This window comes from Veillonella sp. CAG:933 (assembly GCF_000431435.1).
Lineage (GTDB): Bacteria > Bacillota > Negativicutes > Veillonellales > Veillonellaceae > Veillonella_A.
Genome location: NZ_HF986201.1, coordinates 1 through 11,221 on the forward strand (window position 1 = coordinate 1; position 11,221 = coordinate 11,221).

General features: G+C 41.2%; 13 protein-coding genes. All 13 read right to left on the reverse strand.

All coding sequences use genetic code 11. The features are described 5' to 3' along the window. Positions 1-99: 99 nt before the first annotated feature. Positions 100-450 carry a 50S ribosomal protein L20 gene (gene rplT, locus QZL64_RS06945; protein WP_021841290.1) on the reverse strand — a complete coding sequence of 117 codons (351 nt, stop codon included), beginning with the start codon at positions 448-450 and terminating at the stop codon, positions 100-102. Positions 451-485: 35 nt separating this feature from the next. Continuing rightward, positions 486-683, reverse strand: coding sequence for a 50S ribosomal protein L35 (gene rpmI, locus QZL64_RS06950; RefSeq protein ID WP_006555054.1), 198 nt, complete (start codon positions 681-683; stop codon positions 486-488). Between the two features lie 18 nt (positions 684-701). Next, on the reverse strand, positions 702-1,223 hold the full coding sequence (gene infC, locus QZL64_RS06955) for a translation initiation factor IF-3 (RefSeq protein ID WP_006555055.1): 522 nt from the start codon (positions 1,221-1,223) through the stop codon (positions 702-704). A gap of 307 nt (positions 1,224-1,530) precedes the next feature. Next, positions 1,531-2,538, reverse strand: coding sequence for an NAD-dependent epimerase (locus QZL64_RS06960; RefSeq protein WP_021841291.1), 1,008 nt, complete (start codon positions 2,536-2,538; stop codon positions 1,531-1,533). Positions 2,539-2,624: 86 nt separating this feature from the next. Continuing rightward, positions 2,625-3,791: a nucleotide sugar dehydrogenase gene (locus QZL64_RS06965; protein ID WP_021841292.1), complete on the reverse strand. Its 1,167-nt coding sequence runs from the start codon at positions 3,789-3,791 to the stop codon at positions 2,625-2,627. Positions 3,792-3,873: 82 nt separating this feature from the next. Continuing rightward, positions 3,874-4,887 (reverse strand): glycosyltransferase family 8 protein, encoded by a 1,014-nt coding sequence (locus tag QZL64_RS06970; RefSeq protein ID WP_021841293.1) that lies wholly within the window; start codon positions 4,885-4,887, stop codon positions 3,874-3,876. A gap of 4 nt (positions 4,888-4,891) precedes the next feature. After that, positions 4,892-5,824: a glycosyltransferase family 8 protein gene (locus tag QZL64_RS06975; RefSeq protein WP_021841294.1), complete on the reverse strand. Its 933-nt coding sequence runs from the start codon at positions 5,822-5,824 to the stop codon at positions 4,892-4,894. A 2-nt stretch (positions 5,825-5,826) separates the two neighbouring features. Further along, entirely contained in the window at positions 5,827-6,585 is a 759-nt protein-coding gene (locus QZL64_RS06980) for a glycosyltransferase family 2 protein (protein ID WP_021841295.1), read from the reverse strand. A 64-nt stretch (positions 6,586-6,649) separates the two neighbouring features. Next, positions 6,650-7,102 (reverse strand): HutP family protein, encoded by a 453-nt coding sequence (locus QZL64_RS06985; protein ID WP_021841296.1) that lies wholly within the window; start codon positions 7,100-7,102, stop codon positions 6,650-6,652. A gap of 128 nt (positions 7,103-7,230) precedes the next feature. Continuing rightward, the gene (locus QZL64_RS06990) at positions 7,231-7,842 is read right to left on the reverse strand and encodes a hypothetical protein (RefSeq protein WP_021841297.1); all 612 of its coding nucleotides are present in this window, start codon (positions 7,840-7,842) and stop codon (positions 7,231-7,233) included. Positions 7,843-7,844: 2 nt separating this feature from the next. Next, complete coding sequence (locus tag QZL64_RS06995) at positions 7,845-8,975, reverse strand: AAA family ATPase (RefSeq protein ID WP_021841298.1); 1,131 nt, start codon at positions 8,973-8,975, stop codon at positions 7,845-7,847. Positions 8,976-9,206: 231 nt separating this feature from the next. After that, complete coding sequence (locus tag QZL64_RS07000; RefSeq protein WP_156704317.1) at positions 9,207-10,166, reverse strand: dihydroorotate dehydrogenase; 960 nt, start codon at positions 10,164-10,166, stop codon at positions 9,207-9,209. 73 nt (positions 10,167-10,239) lie between these two features. Beyond that, positions 10,240-11,214 carry a dihydroorotate dehydrogenase electron transfer subunit gene (locus tag QZL64_RS07005; RefSeq protein ID WP_021841300.1) on the reverse strand — a complete coding sequence of 325 codons (975 nt, stop codon included), beginning with the start codon at positions 11,212-11,214 and terminating at the stop codon, positions 10,240-10,242. Positions 11,215-11,221 lie beyond the last annotated feature (7 nt).

Here is an 11,221-nt window from a genome sequence, read left to right on the forward strand (position 1 = left end):
TTTTGTCATGCCTATTCGGCGTACAAAAAAAAGGGTGTAGAATATTCACTTATTTGTGAATCTCTACACCTTTTTTCTCATATTTCTTATTCGTTTGTCTTATGCGTTTTTAGCTACTTCAACGAATTTAGCGAAAGCAACCATATCGTTAACAGCCAAATCAGCTAACATTTTACGGTCAACTGCAACGCCTGCTTTAGTTAAGCCGGCGATGAAACGGCTGTAGCTCATACCGTTCATGCGGGCAGCCGCATTGATACGGGTAATGAACAATTTACGGAATTCGCGTTTTTTCGCACGACGGTCACGACGAGCATAGTATAATGCTTTCATTACCGTTTCGTTTGCTTTTTTGAACAAACGACTACGTGTACCGCGATAGCCTTTAGCTAATTTTAAGATTTTTTTATGACGTGCATGAGCAGTTACGCCCTTTTTCACTCTAGCCATTGTATATTTCCTCCATTATCCAGTAATTTTAACTATTAAGCGTATGGTAAACATTTAGCAACGCGTTTGTAATCGGCTTTGCTAACCAAAGTTGCTTTGCGAAGATTGCGTTTACGAGCCGGGGATTTCTTTTCTAAGATGTGGCTCTTGAAAGCTTTCGCACGTTTGAATTCACCGCTACCGGTCGGTACAAAACGTTTAGCCGCTGCACGGCGAGTTTTAATTTTTGGCATGATTAGTTTCCTCCTCAATTATCCTTTTTTTGCTAATATCATCGTCATGTTTCGCCCTTCAAGCTTAGCTGCTTTTTCTACAACTGCCTGTTCTTCCAATTCTTTGGCAAAACGGGTTAATACATTCTGACCCAATTCAGGATGGCTCAATTCTCGGCCACGGAACATGATGGTAACTTTTACTTTGTTACCTTCTGCTAGGAATTTACTAGCATTCTTCATTTTTACATAGAAGTCATGATCTTCAATATGGGGACGAAGCTTTACTTCTTTTAAAGTAAATGTCTTCTGTTTCTTTTTAGCTTCTTTTTCGCGCTTCTGTTGCTCATAGCGATATTTACCGTAGTTCATAATTCGACATACCGGCGGCTTACCGTTCGGTGCCACTTCCACTAAGTCCAATTGATGTTCTTCGGCTAACGCAAGAGCTTCACGAGCCGACATAATACCTAATTGCTCATTATCGGCACTTACCACACGAACTTCACGGGCGCGAATCTCTTCATTAATACGCGGCGTATCTTTGCTAATAATAGTCACCTCCAACAAATTATTTTCTATAATAAAAAAACGGACGGCATAATGCCATCCGTAACTGATAACTAGTTAGATATTCAACCCGTTATTTCGAGACAACAGGTGAGAAGCGGATGGCCTCTACTTCATTCAACTTCATTATGATAACAAATCTAAAAGATCTTGTCAACCACTATTTGCTCTTTTATTTCGTTAACTTTGATAGTATATCATAGTTTGAGCGTTCAGTCAAAGCATCTGCTACAGACTAAAATGCTCAACTAACTATAATTACTAAGGCAATCTTTGCTTAAATTTATACCTTTATCGGCTACTTCACTGAGTAATATTCTTTGTACCATGCCACGAATTTCCCTAATCCCTCTTCAATCGTAGTTTCCGGCTTAAAGTCAAAATCCCTTTCCAATTCACTTACATCGGCATAGGTCTGATACACATCGCCCGGCTGCATCGGTAAAAATTCTTTTTCAGCCGTCTTCCCTAATTGCTGTTCCAAGACTTCGATAAAATGCATAAGCTGTTCCGGTTTATTATTGCCAATGTTATACACCTTATAAGCATCCCCTGCTTCATTTTTAGCCGGCGGATTACATAGCATCCGTTCAATCCCTGCCACAATATCGTCAACATAGGTAAAGTCGCGATACATATCACCCTTATTGTAGATCTGAATCGGCGTTCCGCTCATAATCTTGTTGGTGAATTTGAAGTAGGCCATGTCAGGACGACCATATGGACCATATACGGTAAAGAATCGTAAGCCCGTAGTCGGAATGCCATACAAATGGCTGTATGTATAGGCCATGAGCTCGTTAGATTTCTTTGTGGCCGCATATAGACTGATTGGATGGTCCACATTATCCGTTGTGGCAAATGGTGTCTTCTGCTGATTGCCGTATACCGAGGAACTGGAGGCGAACAACAGATGCTCTACCGGACTATGACGACAGGCTTCCAAAATATTGAAGAAACCCATCATATTCGATTCCATATAGGCTCGCGGATTGTCGATGCTATAGCGAACCCCCGCTTGAGCCGCCAAATTAACTACAATATCCGGTTTGAAGTTTTCAAAAAGACCGTTAACAGCCACTTCATCGGCTAGGTTCCCCTTTACAAAGGTAAACTTTGAATATGCCTTCAGAATCTCTAAACGACTTTCTTTTAACGACACATCATAGTAATCGTTCAGATTGTCAAAACCTAATATCGTAGCCCCTTTATCGAGGAGCAATTTTACCAAATGAAAACCGATAAATCCGGCCGCCCCGGTAATAAGAACTTTTTTAGTTATATCAAATTCTTTATAGGAAGCCATTATTGCCCCACAATCCCTTCTCAAACCACTCATTATTACTGAGCAAAATTTCCATTTAATTTACTAAATAATATGCTCCGTTCTAATTAATCTCTGTCAAATAAATCTCGCGTATAAACCTTATCTTGCACATCCGCCAAATCATCAGACCAACGGTTTGTAATGATAACATCGCTCATGGCTTTGAATTCAGCCAAATCACGAATAACGCGCGAACGGAAGAAGTCATCAGCTTCTAATGTTGGTTCATACACAACAACTTCAATACCTTTCGCTTTAATGCGCTTCATAACCCCTTGAATAGCCGAAGCCCGGAAGTTATCAGAGTCGCTTTTCATCGTCAAACGATATACGCCAACAATTTTCGGTTGCCGCTCAATAATCATATCGGCGATATGGTCCTTACGCGTGCGGTTAGCTTCTACGATAGCCGACACCAAGTTCTGAGGCACATCATGATAGTTAGCCAATAATTGCTTCGTATCTTTCGGCAAGCAGTAACCACCGTAACCGAAGGACGGATTATTATAGAAATCACCGATACGCGAATCTAAGCATACGCCCTTAATAATTTCAGCTGTATTTAAATTGCGCATTTCCGCATAGGAATCAAGTTCATTGAAGTAAGCTACGCGTAATGCCAAATACGTGTTGGCAAATAATTTAATTGCTTCCGCTTCGGTAGAACCGGTAAAGATAATCGGAATATCCTTTTTAACGGCCCCTTCAGCCAATAAATTGGCAAAGACCTTAGCTCGATCTGACCGTTCGCCCACAACGATGCGAGACGGATATAAATTATCATGCAAAGCCTTGCCTTCACGCAAGAATTCAGGCGAGAAAATAATATTTTCTGTGTTATATTTTTCGCGCATCTGAGCCGTATAACCAACCGGAATCGTTGATTTGATAATCATAATGGCGTCCGGATTAATATTCAATACCTCTTCAATAACAGCTTCTACGGACGATGTATCAAAGAAGTTTTTCTTCGGATCATAATTAGTCGGCGTGGAAATGATGATGTAGTCGGCACCCACGAACGCTTCTTTAGCATCCAGAGTTGCTTTAAAGTTAATATCATCACGTTGCAAAAATGCGGATATATCCGCATCAACAATCGGTGACTGCCCTTTATTCAGCATGTCTACTTTTTCGGGAATAATATCCAACGCCACCACTTCATGATGCTGTGCCAGCAATAAGCCGTTGGATAAACCTACATAACCGGTCCCGGCAATTGCAATTTTCATCTTCGCCACTCCTAATAATCAAATACTTCAAACATTCAATTGCTGCCTAACTTTAATAATTAAGCTGCTAATCTTTATTCACCTAATTCTTCTTGTTGCCGCCCAATTTATAAATCACACGCAACACACTGTACCAGAAAATACCTTGCAAGAATTTACCGTAATGGCCCTGCTTTTTCTGGTAGTCGCCCCATTGCTGGAAATCATGGTAGTTTTCCGGCTTTTTCACCGGCAAGACATGCGCAATCGTCTCCCATGGTGCCAAGGCATTATATTTACGCCACAAAGCATCAATATCGGTCAACACCATTTGCCAAGGTTTGCGACGACCCGTCCAATGAGCAATAACCGGTTTGCCGTCAAATTCAGCAGCACCGCCGTACGCATTAAAAGCAGCCGGCAAGAAATATAAATCACCATCAAATACTAAATTCAACACGTCCTGGCTTTGCCCTTTGAAACGACTAGGCGGTTCATTCTGATACGCAAAGGCCTTTTCGGTGATTTGGTCTATTTCCCATTGGGTAATATCTATAACCATAACGCCATCGTTAAAATATTTACCGGACTTTAACTTCAAATGACCGGCTCGATACGCAACGGATTCCGGTGTTTCCGAAACAGCACCCATAGCCTTGCCCTGCAAATCCATGTTCCATAATTCAGTAAGCGAATCGCACACCATGGTGTCCGCATCAAGATAAATAAACTTATCGCTGTATTCCTTAATGACTTTAGGCATATAAATTCGGGCATAGGTAATTCTGGAAAAACGCGCCACTTTAATATGGAAGTCGTTAAACGGCGTCATGTCGAGCAAGTACACAATGCAATGACATTGCCACTGTTTGGCCATTTCTTCGATTTTTGCCAAATTTTCCGGACTGTAACCGTCCACAAAAATATGAACCACAAAGTTTTTATCTTTGTTATTTTCCAGTACCGACACAACCGAAACGCCCATGATATGAATGAACCCGTCATTGACATTATAGGCGATGTGGTAAGCACCTTCATCCGTGCTCGAGTAGTTAAAATCTATTCGCTCTTTTATGAAATTTTTTATTTGAAAAAAATCTTTTGAAAATGTTTTCATCTGTTTATCCACCTATAGCTTGCCAAAATTTTGCCCAATGAATTCGCATAAGCTGTCTTGCAAGGGATTTTCCGTGCATATCTTTACTCAGTTGTGGCATAACCGCATCATTAAAACGAGTTTCTTTTAACGCCTCATAATATATGCCGTTAAATGCTTTTTCATAGGTAAATTCCCACGGTTTATAGCGCCCCGCCCAGTGTATTACGGCCGGGCTTTTCAAGGCCTCAATGGCCTTTTTACGCCACTTGGCACTACATAGAATTTTTAGTGGCAACGAGAACACCGGCGGTATAACATTCCAACGGAGCGGCAATTCCTGCCAATCATTTTTAAACACTTTATTCAAACCGTCCTGGTCGTGGTGACGAAATTGATTCGACGTAATCTCAGCTAGTACTGCATTGCCATAATTTTTGACGCGCCACTGAGACACATCAATGACCATCATACCGGAATTAAAGTAGTCATCTAACTCATGTAAGCCGATAGATGCATGTTTTTCACGACGACTACGTTTGGATGACATAATACCTAAATCAACCGTCGCTCCCACCGGATGACCGCCCAATGACAGCTGCCAAAGTTCGGCCACATCACCGGTCACAACTAAATCCGTATCAAAGTAAATCGCCTTCTCAACATGGTCGGGCAACAATTCCGGAATCATTAAACGTAAATAAGCCGCTTTACTGATGTGACCGCTGGTAAAGCCTTCGATGGCGTCACCGTCCACGGCTATCAGCTGTACTCGGCCTTTTAAATCGTTAACCGTGTCTTTAATTTTCTGTTGCTTCGTTTCACTTATACCATCACTTAAGATATACAATGAAACTCGTTGCGGCTCAGTCGTATGAAGTAAGATAGAAGCCGCCGTTACGGCCGCGTGCTGTGCATAATTATCATCAGCCGCCAATACTATAACTATATCATCCATGCTTATTTACCCTTTTCCCGTTGCTGCAATTCATGCAATTTTACATATTTCAGCATGGTATAAAATGCGTGCTGATAGGAAGAAAACACGCCCATCCAGCCATCTAAAAAAGCACCTTTTAAAAGTAAAGCTCGCAAGCCGCCAACAAAGGAGTGCGAAAATGCTTTTCCCAGTGTAATACGCTTGCCTTTAGAATACTGCTCTTCAGCCCAAATTGTCGTATAATGATCGGCCTTTTGAAGCCAATGATGCCAGCTTTCATAGGAGTAGTGATCTAAAGCACCTTTTAGTATCGATTTTTGCAAATTCGTTTCCGGATGCTCATGCACTTTGCCTACCCAGGTAACCGCTTCGCGGGGAAATAATCGATAAACGATGTCCGGTGCAAAAATGCCATGTTTAAACCGATGGCCGTTAAAGATAACTTCGCGTTTTAAACCATATTCGCCCACACGGTTCTCCACAACAATGTAGCGAATTTCTCGGCACATTGTTTCATCCATGCGTTCATCCGCATCCAAATACAACACCCAGTCAGCCGAGGTTTGTTCTAAGGCGAAGTTTCGCTGCGCCGCAAAATCATCATCCCAGGCGCGATAACGAACTATTGCCCCGTTTTTTTCGGCAATGGCTACTGTATTGTCCGTACTACCGGAGTCGATAATGAGTACTTCATCCGCACATTGCTTCACATTCTGAATGGCTGCTTCGATATGTTTTTCTTCATTTTTTGTCAAAATAATGACGGCTAGTGAACTCACTGATTCGCCTCCAATTACTCCATACTGTACTAGTTGATCCCTATTTATTGCAACTGATTAAAATCTATTTTCCCGCGCTCTTTTGTCCTACTTCGTCTTCTCTAGCCGGCAAGCTTCTATGAGCAATGGCCACAGCGATTTCGTTCAAATGCAAAATACCGACGCCTACATAAATGGCCACGCTGATGTGTTCACGATAACGGGCAATGCCGATTTTACCGCCCACATTGAGGCCAATGGCCTTACGTTTGAGTTGTTCCAATGCTTCTTGGGTAGCCCCGATAACGGCTCCTTCGCCGATGTGATTATCGGCTACTACTTTTTGACGCTGAGCTGCTACGACGGCATGTTCTATAATTTTAGGAATGGACTGTACGAATTGACCGCCAAAGTCAACCGCTACGGAGCGAATTCCTTTTTCTTGTAATTCTTTACGTAATTCTTGTTCTTTTTGACGCGATTCTGTAATCGCCAACTGCAATGCTGCCCGTCCTACCGCAATACTGTTATATTCCATGATAGTCACCTTCCTACCAATCTACCAATTTATCTCTATCTTAATATTATATCACCGGTTGAAGATATTCTCCAACCGGTGATATTGAAAGTCTATTTCTATGTTATTTAAAATCATAAAATTCAAATTTAATTCAATTTATCTTGTTGCATCTTTTGAATATAAGGGAGCAAATTAACTAGATTACTCTGCTTATTCTGCAAGTTTTCAGGGGCTATTGAGTACTTATCTTTATGACTCATTTTATTATAATACAGTCTATTATTAGTGATTGATTGACATCCTAACCAATAGCTGCCATGATTTTTACTAATAAAATCAGCAACTTTATTTCCTTTTTTATAATCCATAGCACTTAAATCATCACTAGTAAGGTTTGGCCTTCCAATACAACACGCTACCCAATATTCAATTTCAGGGCCGGTCAAAAAAATAGTATTCATATTCGATAAAATATTCACCTTTTTTATCATTTCATTTAACAATCTTCTCGCCGATTCATCATTTTGAGCTTTGTCCAAATCCGCAACAATAAAGAATATCGGATATAAATCCTTGTTGCGTTCTACATAATTGGTAAACTTACCATAGCCACCACCATCAATACTTTTAACAGTAATGTACTTATAATCTTTTAAAACGTCTTTTAAAATTGATTCTTCACTTGGACCCTCACAAGCAATATGAATTTTTAAATGACTCGATTGAATTATATTGCGTTTTCTCCGCTTATACCCCACTGTTATACCTCGAATTCCCTTTGTAAAAATTTAACAGCTAACCTCTTATTGCTACTACGTAAATCAAAATCCGCCAATGAATTTATTTCAGTAGACAAACAATCATTTTTTGAAAGAATATAAATCTGCTCCGGTGCAAATAAGTCTAGGTTCAATAATTCTAAATTATGTGTTGATACTATTAATTGACCGGATCTATTTCTACCATTATTAATCATATTGTTATAAATAAGCATTAGTGAACGAGTACTAATAGAAGAATCTAACTCATCAATTACTAATGTTTCCCCATCATAAATCGACAACAATTTAGCTAATAATGACACTATTTTCTTTACCCCACTTGATTCATCCGCTATATTTTGTTTAATATTATTATTTTCTCTTCGAGAATATCTATGTAAATAAATCTCATATGTTTTTTCTTCCAAATCATATAGCTTAAAGCTTATATCAACAATAGAACTATCAATTTGTTGCAATAATTCCAAAGCTAATGCTTTATTAGTCTCAATCTTTTGCTTCGTTATTTCAGAAAATTCATATCGTAGCCCTTTATCATCTAAATCATAAGAATTGGTTATTACCACACTAATCTTTTTAACTGCTTCCATAAACTCATCATATTCTTTATGAATAAAATCTTTAAGTTTTAAAAGCACTGGCGACGTTGAGCGGATTGAATAGATTTCTTCAATTTTATTGTCCAACAACTCACTTTGTAAAATATTCGAATCAAATGTAAAAATGTTCTCTTCGTTCTTTAATAGAGCTTCACTAACTATATAACCGTCTCTATTAATTTTTATTTTATATTCGTAATAATCTCGCCCTTTTGATACTACCAATTCAAAGCCCATTTGAGTATTATACCAATTAAACCATCGAGGATCAGGAAACTTTCCTGTATTTAAAATATATCTCAATGTACTTAATGCTAAAATTACATTTGTTTTCCCCACTGCATTATTGCCAAAAAATAATATTGACTTGCACTCCCTAAACGGGCTTTCTAATACATAGTTCTCTTCATATTTGGTATTTTTTATACGTTGCTTGTTGAACGCTGTAAACGATATTTCTTGACGCTCATTAAACGACGTAAACCCTTCAATCGCAAAATTCAGAATCATATATAACACCTCCTTTTTCTTTATTATAACAAACCTCCCCAAAAAGATAAACCGAAAATCGGTTTATCTTTTAATTTTTATTAAAGATATTTTCAACGCTAAACTCAATGGCTTTAGGACAAAATAATTATTGTAATAATCGCTTAAACACAAAAAAGGCACGAGATTTTCATCTCGCACCTTTCATTCTCTCTATATGCAGTTCAAACTCTCTTAAAGTTTCTAAAGCTTTTAAAATCTATACGGTTCCAATGCCCCTACAACTTCACTCACATGATTCAAACCGCTTGCTTCGCAGTACTCATGCATTTCACGTGCAATGTTACCGATGGCACATGGATCAACCATGGTTGCTGTACCGACGGACACGATATCCGCACCGGCCAACATGAATTCGATGGCATCGGTGCCCGTCATAATGCCGCCCATGCCCATAATCGGCAAGTCGATGGCTTGCGCCACTTGATGCACTAAGCGAAGGGCCACCGGTTTAACGGCCGGACCGGATAAACCACCGTACAAATTACCGAGTACGGGACGACGTGTTTTAATATCAATCGCCATACCAAGTAAGGTGTTGATAAGGCATAAGCCGTCAGCACCGGCTTCTTTAACAGCCGTCGCAATTTCCACGATGTCCGTTACATTCGGCGACAATTTCATGATAACCGGCAAATTCGTGTTTTCACGAACGGTTTTACAAACGGCCGCCGCCGATTCAGCGCATACGCCGAAGGCCATGCCGCCGTTTTTAACATTCGGACAGCTGATATTGACTTCAAGGCCCGCAATGCCCGGCACAGACAATGTCTTCGCCATGAATGCGTACCCTTCCACGTCGGCCGCCGAAATATTTGCCAAAATCGGCACATCGTATTGTTTCAGTTCTGGTAAAATATCCCGTACAAACGCTTCCGCACCAGGGTTTTCCAAACCGATACAGTTCAATACACCGGACGGTGTTTCCGCAATACGGGTGCCCGGATTACCGTTCCGCGGCGTCGGCGTTAAGCCTTTCACCGAAATGGCGCCCACTTCGTTGCTGAGGTCAAGATAATCGGCATATTCAAAACCGAACCCGAAGGTGCCTGAGGCAGCCACAATCGGATTTTTCATCTTAATCCCGCAGAATTCAACAGCCAAATCTTTATAAGACGGCTTTTTACCGTTCAAATCTTTGCTGTGATCCATAGTCTGATAGTCTTTTTCACCGTGTAAATTGGCGTCTGCACCGTGATTGGCATGCATTTTAGTATCTGAGGTATTACTCATTGAAAAACACCTCCTCAGCGGCAAATACAGGGCCGTCCTTACATACTTTGTAGCGTTTGCCGCCACGGCCGTCACAGCCGCAACCTAAGCAGCCCCCCGTGCCGCAACCCATGCGTTCTTCAAGGGATACTTGGCAAGGCACGCTGAATTCGGACGCCACTTTCGCAACGCCTTTCATCATTGGGGTCGGACCGCAAGTCAACACGCTCGTAAACCCAATGCTCGCCACCTTTTCAGAGGATTCAGACTCAGCGGCGACTACATTCTCAGCAGTAGCAGCAGCTTCAGCGCCTACAGAATGTTCACCGGCCGCTTCACCGTGTAAAAACGGCGTTAACTGACGCGCTATTTCACCGCGTTCAGACTGAATGAGTTCCGGCATAATAGCTGTCGGGAACCCTTTCGTCCCAACGGAACCGTCATCGGTAGTCACATAGACCGGCACATCATAGGCTTTAAACAAGTCGGCCCAGAAGGTTTCCGATTCATTGCGGAAGCCGAGCACGACGGTTGCTTTTTTAGCCGCCACCGGTTTAATCACTGTTTCGTCTTCTTCATTGGTGTAACGAGTTGTATCTTCAATTTCGTTCAATTTTGACGCAATGCAGAGCATCGGTGCAATGCCGACACCGCCGCCCACGAGGAGCATGTTGTCGGTCATTTCAAAACGACTGCCCAAAGGGCCCAAACAATCGAGGGTATCCCCTTCTTTGAGGTGCGTCATCATGTCCGTACCGGTCCCCACTACGCGATACAAGAGCGTAATGGTGCCTTCAATTTTATCAAAACCGGCATAACTGATGGGACGGCGCAATAAAGGCGCCGTTCCGCCGGTTACTCGTACATTACAAAATTGGCCTACTTCCGCTTCAGCGGCCTGTTTCGGTGCATACAGATCCATAATCCATACATCGGTACCAATTTGCTCATTGCGGAGCACTCGCGCCATTTCTACATAACCGCTCATTGCGTGT

Coding starts and splice junctions, on each gene's coding strand:
- QZL64_RS06975 (WP_021841294.1), bottom strand. CDS start 5,824: ATGGATGATATAGTTATAGTATTGGCGGCTGATGATAATTATGCACAG.
- QZL64_RS07000 (WP_156704317.1), bottom strand. CDS start 10,166: ATGGATCACAGCAAAGATTTGAACGGTAAAAAGCCGTCTTATAAAGAT.
- QZL64_RS06970 (WP_021841293.1), bottom strand. CDS start 4,887: ATGAAAACATTTTCAAAAGATTTTTTTCAAATAAAAAATTTCATAAAA.
- rplT (WP_021841290.1), bottom strand. CDS start 450: ATGGCTAGAGTGAAAAAGGGCGTAACTGCTCATGCACGTCATAAAAAA.
- QZL64_RS06965 (WP_021841292.1), bottom strand. CDS start 3,791: ATGAAAATTGCAATTGCCGGGACCGGTTATGTAGGTTTATCCAACGGC.
- rpmI (WP_006555054.1), bottom strand. CDS start 683: ATGCCAAAAATTAAAACTCGCCGTGCAGCGGCTAAACGTTTTGTACCG.
- QZL64_RS06995 (WP_021841298.1), bottom strand. CDS start 8,975: ATGATTCTGAATTTTGCGATTGAAGGGTTTACGTCGTTTAATGAGCGT.
- QZL64_RS06960 (WP_021841291.1), bottom strand. CDS start 2,538: ATGGCTTCCTATAAAGAATTTGATATAACTAAAAAAGTTCTTATTACC.
- QZL64_RS06985 (WP_021841296.1), bottom strand. CDS start 7,102: ATGGAATATAACAGTATTGCGGTAGGACGGGCAGCATTGCAGTTGGCG.
- QZL64_RS07005 (WP_021841300.1), bottom strand. CDS start 11,214: ATGAGCGGTTATGTAGAAATGGCGCGAGTGCTCCGCAATGAGCAAATT.